General features: G+C 63.2%; 22 protein-coding genes. 9 read left to right on the forward strand and 13 right to left on the reverse strand.

Features of this window, described 5'->3' with window-relative positions:
• The first annotated feature begins 30 nt into the window (after positions 1 to 30).
• A complete protein-coding gene (serB, locus tag ACEN9O_RS26240) occupies positions 31 to 873 on the forward strand; it encodes a phosphoserine phosphatase SerB (protein WP_495614729.1) in 843 nt (280 codons plus the stop codon).
• Between the two features lie 17 nt (positions 874 to 890).
• Here serB and ACEN9O_RS26245 read toward each other — a convergent pair whose 3' ends face one another.
• Entirely contained in the window at positions 891 to 1,220 is a 330-nt protein-coding gene (locus ACEN9O_RS26245; RefSeq protein WP_495614730.1) for a DUF3471 domain-containing protein, read from the reverse strand.
• A 203-nt stretch (positions 1,221 to 1,423) separates the two neighbouring features.
• Between ACEN9O_RS26245 and ACEN9O_RS26250 the strand changes: the two genes are divergently transcribed.
• Positions 1,424 to 2,371, forward strand: a complete 948-nt coding sequence (locus ACEN9O_RS26250) for an aspartyl protease family protein (protein ID WP_495614731.1) — start codon at positions 1,424 to 1,426, stop codon at positions 2,369 to 2,371.
• On the opposite strand, the gene ACEN9O_RS26255 is transcribed toward ACEN9O_RS26250, so the two are convergent.
• The 5 genes from ACEN9O_RS26255 to ACEN9O_RS26275 all read right to left on the reverse strand — a co-directional run bounded on the left by ACEN9O_RS26255 (position 2,359) and on the right by ACEN9O_RS26275 (position 5,426).
• Positions 2,359 to 2,571 carry a DUF6434 domain-containing protein gene (locus ACEN9O_RS26255; RefSeq protein ID WP_495614732.1) on the reverse strand — a complete coding sequence of 71 codons (213 nt, stop codon included), beginning with the start codon at positions 2,569 to 2,571 and terminating at the stop codon, positions 2,359 to 2,361. The genes ACEN9O_RS26250 and ACEN9O_RS26255 overlap by 13 nt on opposite strands.
• Positions 2,572 to 2,576: 5 nt before the next feature.
• Positions 2,577 to 3,005: a GNAT family N-acetyltransferase gene (locus ACEN9O_RS26260; protein WP_495614733.1), complete on the reverse strand. Its 429-nt coding sequence runs from the start codon at positions 3,003 to 3,005 to the stop codon at positions 2,577 to 2,579.
• A gap of 7 nt (positions 3,006 to 3,012) precedes the next feature.
• On the reverse strand, positions 3,013 to 3,462 hold the full coding sequence (locus ACEN9O_RS26265) for a nuclear transport factor 2 family protein (RefSeq protein ID WP_495614734.1): 450 nt from the start codon (positions 3,460 to 3,462) through the stop codon (positions 3,013 to 3,015).
• 10 nt (positions 3,463 to 3,472) lie between these two features.
• Entirely contained in the window at positions 3,473 to 4,864 is a 1,392-nt protein-coding gene (locus ACEN9O_RS26270; RefSeq protein ID WP_495614735.1) for a serine hydrolase, read from the reverse strand.
• A gap of 79 nt (positions 4,865 to 4,943) precedes the next feature.
• Positions 4,944 to 5,426, reverse strand: coding sequence for a low molecular weight protein-tyrosine-phosphatase (locus ACEN9O_RS26275; protein ID WP_495614736.1), 483 nt, complete (start codon positions 5,424 to 5,426; stop codon positions 4,944 to 4,946).
• A 66-nt stretch (positions 5,427 to 5,492) separates the two neighbouring features.
• On the opposite strand from ACEN9O_RS26275, the gene ACEN9O_RS26280 reads away from it, so the two are divergent.
• Together ACEN9O_RS26280 and ACEN9O_RS26285 are read left to right on the forward strand one after the other, a co-directional pair.
• Positions 5,493 to 6,461 (forward strand): AraC family transcriptional regulator, encoded by a 969-nt coding sequence (locus ACEN9O_RS26280; protein WP_495614737.1) that lies wholly within the window; start codon positions 5,493 to 5,495, stop codon positions 6,459 to 6,461.
• Between the two features lie 10 nt (positions 6,462 to 6,471).
• A complete protein-coding gene (locus ACEN9O_RS26285; RefSeq protein ID WP_495614738.1) occupies positions 6,472 to 7,362 on the forward strand; it encodes an alpha/beta hydrolase family protein in 891 nt (296 codons plus the stop codon).
• Here ACEN9O_RS26285 and ACEN9O_RS26290 read toward each other — a convergent pair.
• On the reverse strand, positions 7,329 to 7,919 hold the full coding sequence (locus tag ACEN9O_RS26290) for a UdgX family uracil-DNA binding protein (protein WP_495614739.1): 591 nt from the start codon (positions 7,917 to 7,919) through the stop codon (positions 7,329 to 7,331). The two genes, ACEN9O_RS26285 and ACEN9O_RS26290, sit on opposite strands and share 34 nt — an antisense overlap.
• A 130-nt stretch (positions 7,920 to 8,049) precedes the next feature.
• Between ACEN9O_RS26290 and ACEN9O_RS26295 the strand changes: the two genes are divergently transcribed.
• The gene (locus tag ACEN9O_RS26295; protein ID WP_495614740.1) at positions 8,050 to 8,418 is read left to right on the forward strand and encodes a DUF4870 family protein; all 369 of its coding nucleotides are present in this window, start codon (positions 8,050 to 8,052) and stop codon (positions 8,416 to 8,418) included.
• Here the strand turns inward: ACEN9O_RS26295 and hisC are convergent, their stop codons facing one another.
• Both hisC and ACEN9O_RS26305 read right to left on the reverse strand, forming a co-directional pair.
• Positions 8,419 to 9,483: a histidinol-phosphate transaminase gene (gene hisC / locus ACEN9O_RS26300; RefSeq protein WP_495614741.1), complete on the reverse strand. Its 1,065-nt coding sequence runs from the start codon at positions 9,481 to 9,483 to the stop codon at positions 8,419 to 8,421.
• Complete coding sequence (locus ACEN9O_RS26305) at positions 9,480 to 10,649, reverse strand: cystathionine beta-lyase (protein WP_495614742.1); 1,170 nt, start codon at positions 10,647 to 10,649, stop codon at positions 9,480 to 9,482. The genes hisC and ACEN9O_RS26305 overlap by 4 nt, the downstream gene beginning before the upstream one ends.
• Before the next feature lie 133 nt (positions 10,650 to 10,782).
• On the opposite strand from ACEN9O_RS26305, the gene ACEN9O_RS26310 reads away from it, so the two are divergent.
• Genes ACEN9O_RS26310 through ACEN9O_RS26320 form a run of 3 tightly spaced genes read left to right on the forward strand, consistent with a single transcriptional unit; the run spans position 10,783 to position 12,842 of the window.
• Positions 10,783 to 11,376, forward strand: coding sequence for an RNA polymerase sigma factor (locus tag ACEN9O_RS26310; protein WP_495614743.1), 594 nt, complete (start codon positions 10,783 to 10,785; stop codon positions 11,374 to 11,376).
• An 11-nt stretch (positions 11,377 to 11,387) separates the two neighbouring features.
• The gene (locus ACEN9O_RS26315; protein ID WP_495614744.1) at positions 11,388 to 11,879 is read left to right on the forward strand and encodes a hypothetical protein; all 492 of its coding nucleotides are present in this window, start codon (positions 11,388 to 11,390) and stop codon (positions 11,877 to 11,879) included.
• A gap of 21 nt (positions 11,880 to 11,900) precedes the next feature.
• On the forward strand, positions 11,901 to 12,842 hold the full coding sequence (locus ACEN9O_RS26320) for a hypothetical protein (RefSeq protein ID WP_495614745.1): 942 nt from the start codon (positions 11,901 to 11,903) through the stop codon (positions 12,840 to 12,842).
• A 58-nt stretch (positions 12,843 to 12,900) separates the two neighbouring features.
• Here the strand turns inward: ACEN9O_RS26320 and rimO are convergent, their stop codons facing one another.
• Positions 12,901 to 14,292, reverse strand: coding sequence for a 30S ribosomal protein S12 methylthiotransferase RimO (gene rimO, locus ACEN9O_RS26325; RefSeq protein WP_495614746.1), 1,392 nt, complete (start codon positions 14,290 to 14,292; stop codon positions 12,901 to 12,903).
• Positions 14,293 to 14,451: 159 nt separating this feature from the next.
• Here rimO and ACEN9O_RS26330 point away from each other — a divergent pair, with 159 nt between their 5' ends.
• Positions 14,452 to 15,471, forward strand: coding sequence for a LacI family DNA-binding transcriptional regulator (locus tag ACEN9O_RS26330; RefSeq protein WP_495614747.1), 1,020 nt, complete (start codon positions 14,452 to 14,454; stop codon positions 15,469 to 15,471).
• A 19-nt stretch (positions 15,472 to 15,490) separates the two neighbouring features.
• Here ACEN9O_RS26330 and ACEN9O_RS26335 read toward each other — a convergent pair whose 3' ends face one another.
• The 3 genes from ACEN9O_RS26335 to ACEN9O_RS26345 form a co-directional block, all read right to left on the reverse strand.
• A complete protein-coding gene (locus ACEN9O_RS26335) occupies positions 15,491 to 16,819 on the reverse strand; it encodes a glycoside hydrolase family 27 protein (RefSeq protein WP_495614748.1) in 1,329 nt (442 codons plus the stop codon).
• 97 nt (positions 16,820 to 16,916) lie between these two features.
• Positions 16,917 to 18,002 (reverse strand): ABC transporter ATP-binding protein, encoded by a 1,086-nt coding sequence (locus ACEN9O_RS26340; protein ID WP_495614749.1) that lies wholly within the window; start codon positions 18,000 to 18,002, stop codon positions 16,917 to 16,919.
• A gap of 3 nt (positions 18,003 to 18,005) precedes the next feature.
• Positions 18,006 to 18,944: a carbohydrate ABC transporter permease gene (locus tag ACEN9O_RS26345; protein WP_495614750.1), complete on the reverse strand. Its 939-nt coding sequence runs from the start codon at positions 18,942 to 18,944 to the stop codon at positions 18,006 to 18,008.
• Positions 18,945 to 18,953: the final 9 nt, after the last annotated feature.

An 18,953-nucleotide genomic window follows, 5' to 3' on the forward strand; every position in this document is an offset into this window, starting at 1 on the left:
TCCGCATTTATGAAGACTGCAAAAAATACTATGAATCTTGTACTGCAAGGCTTGGACGACTGCAAGGCCAGACTGGAACGCATCGCCGCACTGACGGCACCAAAGAACATCACCTGGCTGAGCGAGCGCGCGCTGCGTTGCGAAGGCATCACCTTCTCGCCGGCGCTGCGCCAGACCATCGAAGTGGCGGCCCAGGCGGCCCAGCTGGACGCCACCTACTCCATCGGCATGCACAAGATGAGCGATTTCAAGCTGGTGGCCATGGACATGGACTCGACGCTGATCACCATCGAGTGCATCGACGAAATCGCCGACATGCAGGGCCTCAAGCCGCAGGTATCCGAGATCACCGAGGCGGCGATGCGCGGCGAGCTTGATTTCGCCGAGAGCCTGAAGCGCCGCGTGGCGCTGCTGGAAGGCCTGGAGGCGTCGGCACTGGAGCGCGTGTATGACGAGCGCCTGCAACTGTCGCTGGGCGCGGAAGCCATGCTCAAGGCGGTGCGGCAGGCCGGCATGAAAACGCTGCTGGTATCGGGCGGCTTCACCTTCTTCACCTCGCGCCTGAAAGAGCGCCTGGGCCTGGACTACACCCACGCCAACGAACTGGAAATCGTCGACGGCCGGCTGACCGGCCGCGTGGTGGGCGGCATCGTCGATGCGGAAGAAAAGAAGCGCACCGTGGAGCGCGTGTGCGCGGAGCTGGGCATAGCGACGTCGCAGGCGATCGTCATGGGCGACGGCGCCAATGATCTGAAGATGATGAGCATCTCCGGCATGTCGGTGGCGTTCCGCGCCAAGCCGGTGGTGCGCGAGCAGGCCAACGTCGCGCTCAACTTTGTCGGTCTGGACGGCATCCTTCCGCTGCTGACCTGATTCCATCAAGCGCCGGTTTAATCCCGCCGGCGCGCCACCTGCTCGGGCCCGAGCAAACGAACCCCGGCGACGTTGCCGTTGTCGCGCTGGTCGAACTCCACGCGCAGTCCGCCCCAGCGTGTGATGAAGGCGCTTTTGCCCACCGGTTCAAGCTCGACCTCCGGGCCGCCGTTCATCTGCACAAACAGCTTCTTGCGATGCTGCGTGACCGTCAGGGTCCGACCATCGGCCAGATCGTACTGTCCCCTAAACTCTTGCAAGTCACCCTCCCGCAGCGGCTTCTCGCCCGCGCCTGCCGCGCCGGAAACGCAGCAGCCCAACAGCAATGCCCACACAAAAGTACGCATGATATTTCCCATCCAGGTAGATATCGCCATCGCTCTCAATGTGGATGGCAATGTCTACACTCTAGACAAAAAATCACCTTTTGCACGCCACATCCGACAAACACCGCCGGCGGGCGGATGAACGGTTGTTATGGGGGTGTGGGCGCACACATAAGTTATCAAAAATGATAATATCGACGCCCGCCAACCGCTCTCCCTTATTCATGATCCGACTCCTCGTTTGCATGCTGCTGGCCGCCGTCTTCGCTCAAGCCGCCGCGGAATGCCGCTATACCGAATTGGCAGCCCTGGACATCAACGTGGACGAACACGTTTCCGGCACGCCCTACCTCGACGCCCAAATCAATGGTAAATCCGTGCACATGCTGATCGATACCGGCGCCTCCAAAACCCTGCTGACGCGCGCGGAACTCGACCGCCAGCAAATCACGCTGACCCGCACCAGCGAGATCGCGTATGGCGTAGGGGGACGCGCGCCGATGTTTTCGGCTCGCCCTAAGGAAGTGACCATAGGCCCTTCGCACGTACGCCAGACTTTATTCCCCGTCATCGAAGGCTACGACGTTCCCGGCTACGGCGGCATCATCGGCGCCGACTACCTGCTGCAAGCCGATCTGGAAATCTCGCTGACGGACAAGAAGCTCAAGTTCTTCCGCGGTGCCGGCTGCGACGACAGGTCCCTGGCCTACTGGGACGCCAAAGCGCTGGACGTGCCGATGGACATACCATCTCGTGACAGCCGCGCCGTCGTGCAGGTGACGATTAACGGCAGCAAGCTGATGGCCCTGATCGATACCGGCGCCTCCATTTCGGTGATCGACCAGTCCACCGCCGAGCGACTGGGATTCGATCCCGCATCCGCCGGCGCGCGCAAGGGCGGAAAACTGCGGGGCGTCAACGGAAAAAGCCGGCAATCGTGGGTCACCTCGTTCGACAGCTTCGCCATCGGCGAAGAAGAGATCGCTCATCCGCGCATCACGGTCATCGAATCGGAAGACCGCGGTTTAGACCCAAGGGAGCATCAGATGATATTGGGACGCGACTTCCTGCGCGCTCACCACGTGCTGCTGTCGACCGGCCAGCGGCGCTTCTACTATTCATACCTCGGCGGTCCCGTGTTCGCCGCCTCGCATGACAATCAGCGGCCCTGACGGCGTCTCCGCCATTCATCCACCACGTCGCCCATTGAGCGTGCGGCGCCGCTGCGTATCCACGCCATCAGGTCGCGGTCGAACTTGAAGTCGTCGCCGCATTGCTCACGCATGAAGCGCCGCACATTCTGCGTGCTGCGATATGACGCATCGACCACGGTCGTGCGCGAGATGGGTGTTCCGTGCCAATCGAAGTCCATTGCTGTCAGCCTTTCAGTTTTTTGGTCAGTGCATAGCGCGCCCCGCCTGGAGGAAAATCGGCGAGGCGGCTGAACACGGTGTAGCCCAGCTTTTCGTAGAACGGCAAAGCCTGGAAGCTGAGCGTCTCGACAAAGGCATTCTGTACGCCCCGCCGCAAGCCCTCGCGTTCCGCGATCGCCATCAACTCGCTGCCGTAGCCCAGGCCGCGCACACAGTCGTCCAGCCACACCACCTGGATCTGCAGCCATCCGAGATATGTGGCACCCAGCAGGCCGCCAACCAGCTTGCCATCGTCGTCCTTGACGGTGGCAAGCAGGTAGTTCGGCGTTTCGCCGTTGGCATGCGCGGCGTTGTAGGCGGTCAGGCCTTTGACCAGCGCCTGCATGTCGCCGCCATCGGGTGACTCTTCCAGTTTGATGATATGTGCGCTCATGGTCCGGTCACTGAGCTTTGGCGGGACGGATGCCGGTGTACTGCGCCGAGGCCAGCTTCCACTTGCCGCCCTCGTTCACCGCGACATAGCCGGCGCGCAGCGCGAAGTTCCGCTTCTCCGCATTCACGGTCACGGTGCCGGACAGCTTGACCACCACGGTGCCGGTGTTACCGAACATCTGGATAGCCGGCTCGGACACCTCCATCGTCGGCGTCTCGCGCTTGTTGGCGGGCAGGTAGAAACCCAGCACCTTCTCGCGCGGGTCCACCTCGCCGAGCGGCGACACCTCGTAGAAATCGCGGGTGACGATGGCGTCGATCTTCGCTGGCTCGAAATCGCGCTGCGCCTCGGTGTAGCTTTGCACCAGTTTCAGCAACTGCTGCTGGGCGTTTTCCTGCGCATGCAGCTGCGCGGCGGCCAGCGCGATCGTCGCCAATAGAACAGATTTGAATTTCATGTCGCCTCCCTTATTGACCGGCAGCCGCGCCGTCGTCGGCCGGCGGCGCTTCGTCCACACGCGGCATGCGCATGGTGCGGCCGCCTTGCAGCAGCGTCACCGCATCCACCTTGCCTGCGGCGTCGCGGTGCAACTCAAGCTGCGCGTCCACCTTGCGCAGGAATAGCTTGTCCGCCGACTCCGCATAAATGGGCAGCGAACCCTGGCCTTGCAACTGCGTCGTCATGCCGCCGTTACTGGCGCGCAGCCACAGGCGCCGGCCGTCCGTCATCGTGTAGGTGCCGGCGATGGCGGCCATCTGCTCGGCCGACAGGGCGATATCCTTGCGCTCCGCCGGCATCACATAGTTGGCGCCGCGCACGGTCGCGGTCAGCTTGGCGGTCAGCGCTTCCAGCTCGCTGCCTTCGACGTTACTGAGCACGATCACGCTGATCTTATCGGCCATGCGGTAATGCACCTCGGTGGCAAAACCTTCGATGCCGCCGCCGTGGCCCACTTCCTTGCCGCCGTCCTTCTGCTGTATAGCCAGGCCGAAACCGTAGCCGGAGTGGTAAGGGGTGGTCATCGCCTCCAGCGACGCCGGCGACAGCAGCTTGCCCTCATACAGGCCGCGCTGCCAGCGCAGCAGGTCGCCGGTGGTGGAGTACAGAGCGCCAGCGGCGTGCGGAATGCTCATATTTATAAAGCCGGCGTTGGTCATGCCATGCTTGCCGCGCGCGTAACCGGCGGCGCGGTTCGGCAGCACGTTGGCGTTCCAGTCGTAGCCGCTGTCCTTCATGCCGAGCGGTTCGAAGATATTCTGGCGCACGAAGGCGTCGTAGGTCTGGCCGCTGACCTTCTCGATCAAGGCGCCCAGCAGCACATAGCCGGTGTTGCTGTAGCTGAAACGGGAGCCCGACTCAAACTCCAGCGGCTTGTCGCGCACCAGCGCCACCGATTCCTCAGGCTTCTTGGTGAACGGCTCTATCGTCTGGTATTCCTTGGTCGACGTGAAGTTGGCGATGCCGGAGGTATGGTTCAGCAACTGGAAAATCGTCACCTTGCTCCAGGCGGCAGGCAGGCCGCTGAGGTATTTGCTGACCGGGTCGGAGATGGCGAGTTTGCCGCGCTCCTGCAACAGCAGCACGCTGGCGGCCGTGAACTGCTTGGTCACGGAGCCCAGGCGGAACTTGGTGCTCGGCGAATTGGGGATATTCCATTCCAGGTTGGCGGAGCCGTAGCCCTTGTCCAGCAAGACCTGGTCGCCCTTGGCCACCAGCACCGCGCCGGAAAAATGATCACGGGCGGCGGCTTTGTCGACCAGCGTTTCGAGCTGCTTCAGATCCTCGGCCTGCACAGCGCCACCAAACAGAACGGCCGTTGCCAGGCCCACGGATAGCATCCACTTGCGATGTTGCGACATATTTTCTCCTGAGGCGGATCGCTCTCAATTGGCGATCAACCGCCGTATGCTGCCATCATCTTATTTTTTTCGCAATCGCTTATTTCGCGCTGAGGGCGACGATCAGACCATCGGAGGCGTCCTCGATATAGTCCAGCACCGTGTCGAAGCCGCGGCCGCCTCCATAGTAGGGATCGGGCACCACATCGGATGCGCTGCGGCTGGCGTGGGCCATGAACAGCCCCAGTTTATGGCGGTGCTGCGGCGGACACGCAGCTTCCAGTAGGCGCAAATTATCGTGGTCCATCGCCAGCACGTGGTCGAAGGTTTCGAAGTCGCTGGCCGCCACCTTGCGCGCGCGCTGCGCCGACAAATCGTAGCCGCGCTTGGCGGCATACTCCATCGAGCGTGCATCCGGCGGCTCGCCGACGTGATAGCCGTGGGTGCCGGCGGAATCGATGAGAAAGCGCTCGGCCAGGCCGGCCGCCTCGACGCGATGGCGGAACACGCCCTCCGCGGTCGGCGAACGGCAGATATTCCCCATGCAGACAAACAGTACCGATGTTTTCGCAGCCACACCCACTCCTTATATAATCAGCTTATATTTTATAGATTTTAATTCGCGCCCGGCGCCGCGCCGGCACAATAAATGAACCTCCCTAACGACCAGTCTCCGCGCGCCGAGTACGCGCGGCGCATGAATCGCGTGCTGAACTACATCGACACTCATCTGGACCAGCCGCTGGAATTGGCACAACTGGCGGACGTCGCCAACTTCTCGCGCTTCCACTTCCATCGCATCTTCCAGTCTTGGATGGGCGAAACCCTGGGCGACTACGCACGCCGGCGCCGGCTGGAAAAAGCCGCGTTCCGCCTGAGCTGCATGCCGCCGGAATCGGTGCTGGAAACGGCGCTGGCCACCGGCTTCGGCTCAGGCGAGGCATTCGCGCGCGCCTTCAAGCTCAGGTTCGGCTGCACGCCGACCGAGTGGCGGCGCGACACGCTAGAGCGGCTGGCGTCGCAGGCGCTTGGCAGCAACCGCCGCGCGCAGAGCAATCTGGATCAGGTGTTGAGCAACTACGATCAGACGCCGCAAACCGGTATCGGCGACGATGACATCTCCAACCACGAATCAGGAGATTTCAATATGGACGTAAAAGTGATCGACTTGCCTGCCGCACGCGTCGCCTATCATCGCCACATCGGCCCTTACGGCCCAGGCATAGGCGCCTTCTGGCGCGCCACGGTGACGCCGTGGATACAGTCGCACGGCCTGGACCAGCAACTGTGCTACGGCGTCGGCTACGACGACCCAAGCGTGACGCCGGCCGACAAGTGCCGCTACGACGCCTGCATCACCGTGCCGGAAACCTTCGTCGCCGCCGGCTCGGCCGACATCGCCACCCTGCCCGGCGGCCGTTACGCCGTCGCCCGCTTCGAGGGACAGCCCACCGACATTGCCGACGCCTGGACCTGGATCACGCGCAACTGGCTGCCCTCCAGCGGCTTGCAGTGCGACGACCGCCCTTGCTTCGAAATGTTCAGGCCCGACCTGGCGATCAATCCAAAGACCGGTGCGATGACCCTCGACATCTGCATTCCCGTCCGACCGTTGTAAGGAGCAAAGCATGGTTCAGGTATGCGGCTGTCGCCTGGTCGACATCGAAGACGCGGCACAGGGTGCGGTGGTGCCGCTGGCACTGCTCTATCCCGCCGATGGTGTCGAAGCGGCCGAACATTTCGGCCCCTATACAGTGAACGTCGCCAGGGATGCGCCGCCGTCCGCCGGCGCGCATCCGCTGGTGCTGATCTCACATGGCAATTCCGGTACGCCCTGGGCCTACCGTCAGATGGCCAGGCACCTGGTGCAGGCAGGCTTTGTGGTGGCGCTGCCCGCGCATACGGGCAATACACGCCACGACAACAGCCTGGCCGGCACCGCCGCCAACCTGGCCAACCGGCCGCGCCATATCACGCTTGCCATCGATGCGGCGCTGGCCGATCCCGTCCTCAAAAGCCATATCGCAGGCGATGGAGTAGCCGTCATCGGCCATTCGATCGGCGGCTATACGGCGCTGGCGGTGGCCGGCGGCCAGCCCTGGTCCGGCCCGCGCGAGAACAAGAACGGCCAGCCGCAGCCGGTGCCGGTGAAGGCCGATCCGCGCGTGCGGGCGCTGGTGCTGCTCAATCCCGCCACGTTCTGGTTCGTCGCCGGATCGCTGCAAGCGGTGCGCGTGCCGATACTGATGCGTACCGGCGAAAAGGACGAGATCACGCCGGCTGAACATGCGGAGAAAATCATCGCCGGCGTGCCCGATGCCGCGCTGGTCGAGCACCGCGAGATAGCCGGCGCCGGACACTTCGCCTTCATGAGCAAGTTCCCTCCCGAGATGACGCGGCCGAACTTCAAGCCTTCGCAGGACCCGCCGGGCTTCGACCGCGACGCCGTCCAGCCGGAGTTGTTCGCCGACGTAACCGGCTTCCTTCAGCGCACGCTCTCCAGCAGGCCCAGCGCCTGACGCAACCCGTCAACGATAACCTGGTAGGCCTGCCTGCGGCTGGCCTCATCCCGAGCCCTCAATGCATAGGATGGATGGTACACAGCCACCACCCACCGCCCTTCGTGTTGGAACGGTGCGCCGATGACCGATGTCATCGTCATACCGCTGCTCTGCACTACCGACTTCAGCGCCGTGGCGCCCAGCGCCACCACCACTTCCGGCCGGATACGGGCCAGCTCCTCTTCCAGCCACAGGCGGCAAGCCATGATTTCCTTCTGCACCGGGGTTTTGTGCAGCCGCCGTTTGCCACGCAGCTCCCACTTGAAATGCTTGACGGCGTTGGTCAGGTAGATGCTGCTGCGATTGACGCCGGCTTCCGCCAGGGCCTTGTCCAGCAGCGCGCCGGCCGGCCCGACAAACGGCAAGCCTTCCAGGTCCTCCTGGTCGCCGGGCTGCTCGCCCACGAGCATGATGCGGGCGCGCGCGGGGCCGACGCCAGGCACCGCCTGCGTGGCATGCTGCCACAGATCGCACCGGCGGCACTGGTCCAGCGTGGTCGGCTGCTTGCTCTGCATTCGTTTTCCTCAAGGCGGTCTACGGTTTTTTATACAGCAAACCAATGGCCGTCGGCGCACGCCAGCGCCGCGCGCCGTGGAATCCGCACTGAGGCTATACTGGAACCGTTACTCAACCAAAGGAGTGATCATGTCGCAAGAACTGGTTCTGGACGGTCGCCTCGAATCGGCCAAGACTACCGCCTGGTGGCTCTATATCGTGCACGCGGTAAGCTTCGTCTTTTCACTGGGCCTGTTTTCCGTCATTCCGCTGGCGCTCAACTATCTGCAGCGGCCCAGCACCGAAGGGACGTTCGTCCACAGCCATCACAGCTGGATGATCCGCTCGTTCTGGTGGTATGTGGTGTTCGTCGTCCTGGGCGCCCTGCTGTTTGTCACCATCATCGGCATCCCGTTGGCCTACCTGGTCTGGTTGGGCGCCTGGTTATGGAAGGCCTATCGGCTGATCACCGGCGTGCAGCGCCTCAACCGCAACGAGCCTGCCGCCATCAACGCCTGATCACCCGGTCGAAAGTATCGCTTTCAAGGCATCGACCAGTTTCGCGCACTCCTCGTCCGTGCCGATGGAAATACGCAGGAACTGGTCGATACGTGCCTGCTTGAAGTGGCGCACCAGGATCGCCTTCTCGCGCAAGCCCGCCGCCAGCTGTGCCGCGTCGTGGCCGGGGTGGCGGGCGAAGATGAAGTTGGCCGCCGAGGGCAGCACCTCGAAGCCCAGCGCCTGCATCTGCGCGGTCAGCCACACGCGCGTTGCGATGATGGCCTGCGACGTCTGCTCCATATGGGACAGATCGTCGAGCGCAGCCACCGCGCCGGCCTGCGCGACCTGTCCCAACGGATAGCAGTTGAAACTGTTCTTCACGCGCTCCAGGCCCGCGATCAGGTCGGGGTGACCGACGGCATAGCCCACCCGCAGCCCGGCCAGCGAGCGCGATTTGGACAAGGTCTGGATCACCAGCAGATTGTCGTAGCGGCCCAGCAGCGCTATGGCGCTTTGTCCGCCGAAGTCGACATAGGCTTCGTCGATCACCACCACCTGGTCGGGATGGCCGGCCAGCAGCGCTTCGATCCGCTCCAGCGGCAGCGCGATGCCGGTCGGCGCATTCGGATTGGCGATGATGATGGCGCCGCACGGCTGGCGATAGTCCTCGACGTCGATCTCGAAGCGCTCGTTCAGCGGCACCTGGACCGCGGCTATGCCGTACAAGCTGCAATAGGTCGGATAAAAACTGTAGCTGATATCCGGGCAAAGCAGCGGCAGCTCATGCTTGAGCAAGGCGTGGAAGGTATGCGCCAGTACCTCGTCCGAGCTGTTGCCGACGAAGACCTGTTCACGCGTCAGCCCGAAGCGGCGCGCCACGGCATCCTTGACGACCGCGTTGCCCGGGTCGGAGTACTTACGCAGCTGATCGCCGACGGCGGCTTGCATCGCCGCTATCGCCTTGGGCGACGGACCATATGGGTTCTCGTTGGTGTTGAGTTTAACCAGGCCAGGCATCTGCACCTGTTCGCCCGGCGTGTACGGCGTCAGGCCGTGGACCACATCGCTCCAGAAGCGGCTCATTGCAGTTCTCCCAGCGCGCGCTCAATGTCCGCGATCAAATCGTTGACGTCCTCCAGGCCCACGTTGAAGCGCACCAGTATGCCCTTGTCCTGCCAGTCCTTGCGCATGTGCTGGATCCGGTAAGGCATCACCAGGCTATTGGCGCCACCCCAGCTGTAGCCGATCTTGAAGAACTTGAGCGCGTCGATGAAGCGGTCGGTCTGCTCCTCGGTATAGCGCTCGTCAAACAGCACGGAGAACAAACCGCCCGCGCCGCTGAAGTCGCGCTTCCAGATTTCGTGCCCGGGGCAATCGGTGAACGCGGGATGCAGCACCTTGGTGATTTCCGGACGTGCCTGCAGCCAAGCGGCCAGCTTGCGTGCCGCCGCGTCGTGCGCGTCGAAGCGCAGACGCATGGTCGGCAGGCCGCGCGAGACCAGGTAGGCGTCGTCCGCGCCGACGCCCATGCCCAGCCGCATATGCGAAAGGCTGAGCCGTTCGTGCAGCGCGGCGTCGCGCGTGATGACGGCGCCCATCAGCACATCCGATCCGCCGGACTGGTACTTGGTCAGCGCCTGCATGATGATGTCGACGCCAAGCTCGAAGCCGCGCAGCGCCAGGCCGGCCGACCAGGTATTGTCCAGCGCGACCACCACGCCGCGCTCGTGCGCCGCCTTGCAGATGGCCGGCAGGTCCGGCACTTCCATCGACACCGAACCCGGCGCCTCGGTCCAGATCAGCTTTGTGTTCGGCTGGATCAGCGCGGCGATACCCTCGCCGATCAGCGGATCGTAGTAGCGCGCGGTGATGCCGAAATCGGCAGACAGCCAGCGCCCCAGCTCACGATTGGGGTTGTAGACATTGTCCGGCAACAGCACATCGTCGCCGGCCTTGAGCAGCGCGAAATCGACCATCGCGATCGCCGCCAGGCCGCTCGGCGCCAGCAGGCAGTACTTGCCGTCCTCGATCTCGGCCAGGCGCGCCTCCAGCGTGAAGGTGGTCGGCGTGCCATGCAGGCCGTAGGTATAGGCGTTCTTCTCTTTCCAGTCGCCCGAACGCATGGCCGCCACGTTCTTGAACAGCACCGTCGAGGCATGGTGGATGGCGCCGGGGAAGGCGGCAAAGCCTTCCGGGGCCTGGTAGTCGGTATGTACGAGCGTGGTCTGCGGGGATTTTTTGATAGTCATGGCCTGATTATAAACGCTTTGCCCGATCAGACTTAATCGCTCCATTGAATGATATTTCGGGTTTTTCACACATTTGTTGGAACTTTTTGGCACCGCCGCTGGAATATCATTAAGACCCAACGATGATCCGACGATGACGCCCTTAACCACCACCTCCGATACTGAATTGCTGCGCCAGATGCGCACCGGTACTGCAGCCGCCTTTCAGGCCCTGTACCGGCGCCACCAGGCCTCGCTGTTTCGATTCGCGCTGCTGCGCAGCGGTTCGCCCGACACCGCCGCCGATATCGTGCAGGAAGTGTTTATGGGGCTGCTGACGGACAGCTTCAAGTTCGACGCCTTGCGCGGCGAGCTGCGCTCCTTCCTGCTCGGCATTGCGCGCAACCTGGTACTAAAACACGAGGCGCCGCTCCAGCGCCACACCAGCCTGCCCGAGCCGGACGAGGATGGCGACCTTGAACTTGACGCCGGCAACGAGGCAGCCGAACCGCTGGCCCGCCTGTTGTCCAACGAACTGGCCGAAGAAGTGCGGTGCGCGCTGGCGCTGTTGCCGCCGCCCTACCGCGACGCCCTCATCTTGTACGAACTGCACGAACTGTCCTATCTGGAGATCGCCGCGATCTGCCAGATCGATATTGGCACCGTTCGCTCACGGCTGTCGCGAGGCCGGGCGGCGCTGGCAAAAAAATTGGGGAAGCATCGCCCCACCGAAATTAATTCCGCCTGAAAGGCCCGACCATGCATACCGACGACACCCGAGACCCGCAGCTCGCCCCCTGCTTCGACGCCCTGCGCGATGGCCTGGCGGCCCACCACACGCCGCCCGGCGTGGAAGCTGATTTGATGGCCGCCTTCGCCCGGCAGCATCCCCCCCGGCGCTGGTACCAGCGCTGGCACCGCGCCCAGTGGGCCATGTCCGCTGGCCTGACCTCCGCGGCGGCCCTGGTGATCTTGATCATGCTGCCGCCGCACGCCCCACAGCAAGACAGCGATGGCACCGCAGCGCTGGCCGATTTCGGCCACGGCGGCGAGTTCATTGCGCTCGAACCGCTGGAGCGCATCCGGCGGGATCCCGATCCGCGTATCGTCCAGACCGAAATCGCCCGCACCGCATTGGCCTCGCTCGGTATGCCGGTCACACCGGAAAACGCAGGCGACCAGATACGCGCCGATATGCTGGTCGGCGCCGATGGACAGCCGCTCGCACTTCGCCTTACAACCGTACAGTAACCACCACCACCAGAGGACCACATGAACACCAAGAAAATTCTTCTCTCAGCCTTGATCAGCTGCCTCGCCGTATCGGCCTGGGCTGAGGATGCCGCCGACCAGCCGGCCGGTGGAGCAAGCCCGATGATCGGCGCAAGTGCGCCCATGCCCGGCGCCGCGAGCGTCGACCCCTTGCGCGGCAAGGTTGTGAAGAACGCCCCCTTCAGCGCCACAGGGAATCAGAAGACGCAGCGCAACCTGACCGATGGTAATCAGATCACCAGCCAGACCAGCACGCGCTACTACCGCGACAGCCTTGGCAACTCACGCCAGGAAACGCTCTCCAACAACGGCGAAGTACAAAGCATCGTGATCCAGACCGCCGACAACACCAGCTATACCCTGGTGCCGGCGGCCAAGCTGGCGATCAAGCTCTCGCTGGACAAAATCGCCGCCAAGGCCAAGGCCATCGGCACTGCCGCCGGCACCGCCATCAAGGCCCGGGCCGAGGCGCAGCGCAAAGAAGGCAAGCAGGGCGCGGCTGAACAAAAGGATAGCGAGGAGATCGTCGTCAAGCGCGCAGCACCGAATGCCGACGCCTATATGGAGGCCCTGCCGTTCCTTGCGTCCGCTTACGGCGACCTGAAATGGGCGGTCAAGGCCACCACCAAGGAGCTGGGCACCAAGAACATCGACGGCGTCAAGGCCGAGGGCAAGTTGCGCAGCTACGAGATTCCGGCCGGCGAGGCGGGCAACCGCAAGGCTATCGTGGTGACCGACGAAAACTGGTATTCGCCTCAGCTGCAAGTGACGCTGTACTCGAAACACAGCGATCCGCGCACCGGCGATATCGTCTACCGCATGTCCAACCTGAAGCGCGAGGAGCCCGCAGCCGCGCTGTTTGCCGTGCCGTCCGACTACACGATCAACGACATTACGGAAGGGCCGGAAAAAGCGTTGGGAGCGATGGCGGACAAGAAGTAAGCCGAAAAAAAAGCAGACCCGTTTCCGCGGTCTGCTTTTCGTGCCTACGACAACTGGCTTATTGGGCCTCGCCCCACAGGTCGTGGGCGTCGGAGGTGGTGATCTTGACGTCGACGAACTGGCCGACCGCCAGCTTCTTGTGCGGCTCGTACGGCGGCTTGACGTACACCACGCCGTCGATTTCCGGCGCGTCGGCGCTGGAGCGGCCTACGCCGCCGCTGCGGTTGACTTCATCGATCAGCACACGCACGGTCGTGCCAACCTTGGCCTTCAGGCGTGCTTTCGAAATCTCTTCCTGCAGCAGCATCACGCGGCCGCGCCGCTCTTCACGTACTTCTTCCGGCACCGGGTTGGCCAGTTCGTTGGCGGTAGCGCCTTCCACCGGCGAATAGGCAAAGCAACCCAGGCGGTCGATCTGCGCTTCCTTCAGGAAGTCCAGCAGGTATTCGAATTCGGCCTCGGTCTCGCCCGGGAAGCCGGCGATGAAGGTCGAGCGGATGGTCAGGTTAGGATTCATCGCGCGCCAGGCCAGGATGCGGTCCAGGTTCTTCTCGCCGCTGGCCGGACGCTTCATGCGCTTCAGCACATCGGGATGCGCGTGCTGCATCGGGATGTCCAGGTAAGGCAGGATATGCTCGCCCATCATCGGGATGACCTGGTCGACGTGCGGGTATGGATACACGTAGTGCATGCGCACCCAGGCGCCGTACGACTTGGCCAGCTCGCCCAGCGCTTCCATCAACTGCGTCATGTGGGTCTTGATCGGACGGCCGTTCCAGAAGCCGGTGCGGAACTTGACGTCGACGCCGTAGGCCGAGGTGTCCTGCGAAATCACCAGCAACTCCTTGACGCCGGACTTGAACAGGTTCTCCGCTTCCAGCATCAGCTCACCGATCGGACGCGAGACCAGGTCACCGCGCATCGACGGGATGATGCAGAACGAGCAGCGGTGATTGCAGCCCTCGGAGATCTTTAGGTAGGCGTAGTGCTTCGGCGTCAGCTTGATGCCCTGCGCCGGGATCAGGTCGAGGAAAGGCTCGTGCGGTTTAGGCAGGTGCAGGTGGACCGAATCCATCACTTCGGCCAGCGCGTGCGGGCCGGTCACGGCCAGCACCTTCGGGTGCACCTTCATGATGATGTCGTCGCCGGCGGCGTCTTTTTTCGCGCCCAGGCAACCGGTCACGATCACTTTGCCGTTTTCGGCCAGCGCTTCGCCGATGGCGTCCAGCGATTCCTGCACGGCGGCGTCGATGAAGCCGCAGGTGTTGACGATGACCAGATCGGCGCCGTCGTAGGACTTGGCCGTCTCGTAGCCTTCGGCACGCAACTGGGTCAGGATCTGTTCGGAGTCGACCAGCGCTTTAGGGCAGCCGAGCGAGACGAAGCCGACTTTAGGCGCAGGTGCGCCGGCTGCGGGCATGGGGAGACGGGAGAGTGGTTGCGATTGCATGATAGGTGCGATAGGTTGCGATGGGTTGTGATAAACGCCACGAAAATTACGAGCAATCGAACATTATACCCCATTCGTCATAGGGAGATCATGATAGGATAGAGGCTAACCCAGTGGCCCGCATCGGCGCGGCTTCCATCACCCAGTTCAGGAGAATTCGTGGCAACGCTGAAAGACGTCGCAGTGCTCGCCGGTGTAGGCATGTCGACAGCATCGCGCGCCATTTCAGGCGCCGGCCCGGTGTCGGCAGAGGCGATGAAGAAGGTCCAGGCCGCGATCGAACAGCTCAATTTCCGTCCCTCGTCCATCGGCCGCTCGCTGTCGGCGCAGTCGCTGGGCATGATCGGGATCTTCACGCCCTCCTTCTTCGGTGCCTACTACGGCACCATCCTCAAACAGACCGACGTCGAGCTGCGCGCCATGCGCCGCCACGTGGTCGTGGCCACCGGCTGCGGCGACGGTTCGCCGCGCGACGAGGCGGTGGAAGCAGTCAAGTTCCTGATCGGCCGCGATTGCGACGGCATCGTGGTGCTGGGTCACGACCTGTACGACGAGGACCTGATCTCGCTGCACAAGATGCACCCGAAGATGGCCTTCCTCAACCGCCGCAGCCCGCAGCTGCCGGACGCCTCCTTCTGCCCCGACCATTATCACGGCGGCGAACTGGCGGCGCGGACCTTGCTGCAAGCGGGCCACCGCGAGCTGGCGGTGATCTCCGGCCCGGCCGCCACGTCGGATAACAAGGAACGCATGGACGGTTTCTTCGCCGAGCTGCAACGCAACGGCATCGAGCGTGCGACGGTGCGGCTGATCGAATCGGACTTCTCGCGCGAGGGCGGCTTCAGCGCCACGCAGCAGTTGGTCAACGAGGGCCGCAAATTCACGGGCCTGTTCTGCGCCAACGATGAAATGGCGGTCGGCGCCCTGTCCTGCTTCCACCGCGTTGGCGTCGACGTGCCGGGCCAGGTCTCCGTCATCGGCTATGACGACGACTACTCGGCCGAATATACGTCGCCGGGACTGACCTCGGTCCACATCCCGATGGAACAGCTGACGCAGAACGCCGTGCGCTGGCTACTCAACCTGTGCTACGGCACACAGCACGAAATCGTCCGCGACTTCCCGGTTACGGTGACGATGCGCGGCTCGGTCGCCGCACGCACGGCCCAGCACAACTGACTGGCCGGGCCGGCGCGCCCTACTGCGCCGCCTTGATGCGGAACAGGCGTGCACCGTGGGGGGCCACCTCGGGCGCGAAATCGCGGCCGGCGGGGCCGAGGTCTTTTCCGCTCCACAGGTCCCGCACCGGCGCCGCGTCGCCAACACCGAGGGAGGCAGGTTTGACGGCGACCCGCGCGACCGCCTCGCCGGCATTGAAGACCGCCAGGTATTTATCCCTGGACTGGGGCACATCGGCGATCCACGCGATCAGGCCATCGTCGGTGCGGAACAGCTGGCGGTTGTTCTCGCTGTGCTGATTGACGGCGATGACTTCATCGTTGGTGAGCAGGGACAGCGTGAACGGATCGGTCTTCGTCATATCCCCGCCGTGCATCAGCGGCGAGCGGGCGATACTCCACAGCGTCATCACCGTGATTTGTTCGTCCGGCGTGAAGCGGCTATGCTCATTGAACCGGATGGTCCCGAAGGGCAGCATGTCGGCGTCCGGCCATGCGCCGGAAATGCGGAAAGGGGTCCAGTCGTGGAGGCGCTTGAACTGATCGCGCAAGGACTTCCAGTCATCCCAGAAGTCGTCGCTGACGCGCCACATATTGGCGTGTTGCGTGACGTGCGCGCCGGCGGTGAGCGGGGTCTCGCCAGGCGAGGTGCTGAGCAGGATCGGCCGTCCGGTCTTGTCGATCGCCTTGCGGATCGCCTCGATCTCCGGCTGATGGTAAGGACGGCTGAGGTCATCGACCTTAATGAAATCCACGCCCCAGTCGGCGACCAGCTGGATCAGCGAATCGTAGTAAGCCTGTGCTCCCGGCTTGCTCATGTCCACGCCATACATATCCGGGTTCCAGTCGCAGACGCTATTGCGGTCGGCGATCTGGCCGGCGCGGATACCGGTGCCGAGCAACGGGGTGTTCTGCTCCACGGCCTGGCGCGAAATCCCGCGCATCATGTGTATCCCGAATTTGAGTCCCTTGGCGTGGACATAATCGGCAAGCGGCCGGAAACCAGCGCCAGCGCTCGCCGATGGGAATTTTTCAGGCGCCGGAACCAGGCGGCTGAATTCGTCCATCGCCAGCTTGGCCCCTTTTTCGTAGCCATGGCCTTTGGAACTGGGCTGATACCACTGGATATCGACGACCAGATACTCCCAACCATGCGGCTTCAGCGTCCGTGCCATATAGTCGGCCTGCTGCCTGGTCTGAGCCTCGGTGATGGTGGTTCCGAAATTATCCCAGCTATTCCAGCCCATCGGAGGGGTCGGAGCCCAAGTGTGAAAATCGCTGGCAGCGGCAGCCAGCAGCGGAACACTGACCAGCAAAGCGCAGGGCAACATCAGAATACGTTTGAACATAGAAAGGACCGTGGATAAAAAGAGCTCAATGTAGCGCCTTGCGCGAACACGATCCAATCACAATTTCTTCGCCAGCAATGCCAGTTTGGATATTGCGTCAAAGCCGCTGCTCGCTGGCGCCGTCGAAAAGCGATATGCGCTTGGTGCGGATCGAGAAGCTGATGTCCTTCTCGGTTTCTATCGCCTGCTGGTCCTGCACGATGCCCGCGACCTGGGTGCCGTGGAAGTCCAGCCACAACACGCGGTGCGCCCCCATCGCCTCGATCAGCGAGACCGATGCGCACACCACGTTGTCCACGCCGTCGCAATTACCGACGTCGATGTCTTCAGGCCGCACGCCCAGCACGCACTCGTGCCGGCCGGCCGGCTGCTGCTTGAACGGATAATCCGTCACGTCGACGGACATGTGATCGTTGCGGAACACGGTGCGGCCGCTCTCCTGCTCCAGCCGTCCCTTGAACAGGTTCATGCCCGGAGATCCGAGGAAGGTGGCGACGAACAGGTTGGCCGGCTCGTTGTAGATGTTGGCCGGGGTGTCGAACTGCTGCACCACGCCGCCCCTCATCACGGCCATGCGCTGCGCCAGCGTCATCGCCTCGACCTGGTCGTGGGTCACGTAGATCATGGTGGCGCCCAATTGCTTGTGCAGTTGCTTCAATTCGCGCCGCAGCTCGGTGCGCAGCTTGGCGTCGAGGTTGGAGAGCGGCTCGTCGAACAGCATTACGTCCGCCTCGCGCACGATGGCGCGGCCGATCGCCACGCGCTGGCGCTGGCCGCCGGACAGGTTGGCCGGCTTGCGCTTCAACAGCGGCCCCAGTTGCAGCATGTCCGAAGCGCGCGCAACGCGGCGGGCGATTTCCGCCTTCGGCGTGCCGTTGATGCGCAGGCCGAAGGACATATTGGCTTCCACGTTCATGGTCGGGTACAGCGCGTACGACTGGAACACCAGCGCGATGCCACGGTCCTTCGGATCGGCCCAGGTCATGTCCTTGCCGCCGATTTCGATCTGGCCGGAGGTAGTGTCGATCAGGCCGGCGATGGAATGCAGGAGCGTCGATTTGCCGCAGCCCGAAGGCCCCAGCAGCACCACGAACTCCCCTGCTTTCACGTCCAGGTTCAACGACTCAATCACCTTGTTACCGCCCAGCTGAATCTGCAGATTACGAATAGCTACGTTAGACATTGTTTAACCCTTCACAGCGCCGGACGCGATGCCGCGCACGAACCAGCGGCCGGAAATGAAATAGAGAGCCAGCGGCACGACCGACGTCAGGATGGTCGCAGCCATGTTGACGTTGTACAGGCGCTCGCCGGTGGTGGTGTTGATGATGTTGTTCAGCTGGACCGTCATCGGCAGGTGTTCGGAACCCGCGAACACCAGGCCAAGCAGGAAGTCGTTCCAAATCCCCGTGACCTGCATGATCACGGCGACCACGATCACCGGCGTCGACATCGGCAGCATCAGCTGCAGGAAGATGCGCCAGAATCCGCCGCCGTCGATGCGCGCGGCCTTGAACAGTTCCATCGGCAGGCCCGCGTAGTAGTTACGGAACAGTAGCGTCATCACCGGCATACCGAAGATGGTGTGAATCAACACAATGCCGGGCAAGGAGCTGAACAAATTCACCGCTGCCAGCACGCGCACCAGCGGATACACCATCACCTGCACAGGGATGAAGGCGCCCATCATCAGGATGGCGAACAGCAGGCCGGCACCGCGCGGCCGCCAGAACGACAGCGCATAACCGTTCACCGCGCCGATGGCGATCGACAGCACGGTGCTAGGCACCACGATGGCGACCGAGTTCCAGAAGCCGCCGCGTATGCCGTTGCATTCCAGCCCCGTGCAGGCGGACTGCCAGGCTTGCAACCACGGCTCCAGCGTCGCATGCACCGGCAGCGCGAACAGCGTGCCGAGGCGAATCTCTTCCATCGGCTTGACCGATGTCACCAGCATCACATACAGCGGCAGCAGGAAGAACAGCGCCGCCACGATCAGGAAGCCATAGACGCCGATACGGGCCGGTGTCCAAGCCAGCTTGCGGCGCGGCTTGATGGCCGGCGGCGCGCCGATGGTGCTGTCGTTGGCGGCGCCACGCGGCGCCGGGCTTGCTGCATCTTTCATTGCTGCCTT

It is taken from the genome of Duganella sp. Dugasp78 (genome assembly GCF_059491455.1).

Coding starts and splice junctions, on each gene's coding strand:
- serB (WP_495614729.1), top strand. CDS start 31: ATGAATCTTGTACTGCAAGGCTTGGACGACTGCAAGGCCAGACTGGAA.
- ACEN9O_RS26245 (WP_495614730.1), bottom strand. CDS start 1,220: ATGCGTACTTTTGTGTGGGCATTGCTGTTGGGCTGCTGCGTTTCCGGC.
- ACEN9O_RS26250 (WP_495614731.1), top strand. CDS start 1,424: ATGATCCGACTCCTCGTTTGCATGCTGCTGGCCGCCGTCTTCGCTCAA.
- ACEN9O_RS26255 (WP_495614732.1), bottom strand. CDS start 2,571: ATGGACTTCGATTGGCACGGAACACCCATCTCGCGCACGACCGTGGTC.
- ACEN9O_RS26260 (WP_495614733.1), bottom strand. CDS start 3,005: ATGAGCGCACATATCATCAAACTGGAAGAGTCACCCGATGGCGGCGAC.
- ACEN9O_RS26265 (WP_495614734.1), bottom strand. CDS start 3,462: ATGAAATTCAAATCTGTTCTATTGGCGACGATCGCGCTGGCCGCCGCG.
- ACEN9O_RS26270 (WP_495614735.1), bottom strand. CDS start 4,864: ATGTCGCAACATCGCAAGTGGATGCTATCCGTGGGCCTGGCAACGGCC.
- ACEN9O_RS26280 (WP_495614737.1), top strand. CDS start 5,493: ATGAACCTCCCTAACGACCAGTCTCCGCGCGCCGAGTACGCGCGGCGC.
- ACEN9O_RS26285 (WP_495614738.1), top strand. CDS start 6,472: ATGGTTCAGGTATGCGGCTGTCGCCTGGTCGACATCGAAGACGCGGCA.
- ACEN9O_RS26290 (WP_495614739.1), bottom strand. CDS start 7,919: ATGCAGAGCAAGCAGCCGACCACGCTGGACCAGTGCCGCCGGTGCGAT.
- ACEN9O_RS26295 (WP_495614740.1), top strand. CDS start 8,050: ATGTCGCAAGAACTGGTTCTGGACGGTCGCCTCGAATCGGCCAAGACT.
- hisC (WP_495614741.1), bottom strand. CDS start 9,483: ATGAGCCGCTTCTGGAGCGATGTGGTCCACGGCCTGACGCCGTACACG.
- ACEN9O_RS26305 (WP_495614742.1), bottom strand. CDS start 10,649: ATGACTATCAAAAAATCCCCGCAGACCACGCTCGTACATACCGACTAC.
- ACEN9O_RS26310 (WP_495614743.1), top strand. CDS start 10,783: ATGACGCCCTTAACCACCACCTCCGATACTGAATTGCTGCGCCAGATG.
- ACEN9O_RS26315 (WP_495614744.1), top strand. CDS start 11,388: ATGCATACCGACGACACCCGAGACCCGCAGCTCGCCCCCTGCTTCGAC.
- ACEN9O_RS26320 (WP_495614745.1), top strand. CDS start 11,901: ATGAACACCAAGAAAATTCTTCTCTCAGCCTTGATCAGCTGCCTCGCC.
- rimO (WP_495614746.1), bottom strand. CDS start 14,292: ATGCAATCGCAACCACTCTCCCGTCTCCCCATGCCCGCAGCCGGCGCA.
- ACEN9O_RS26335 (WP_495614748.1), bottom strand. CDS start 16,819: ATGTTCAAACGTATTCTGATGTTGCCCTGCGCTTTGCTGGTCAGTGTT.
- ACEN9O_RS26340 (WP_495614749.1), bottom strand. CDS start 18,002: ATGTCTAACGTAGCTATTCGTAATCTGCAGATTCAGCTGGGCGGTAAC.
- ACEN9O_RS26345 (WP_495614750.1), bottom strand. CDS start 18,944: ATGAAAGATGCAGCAAGCCCGGCGCCGCGTGGCGCCGCCAACGACAGC.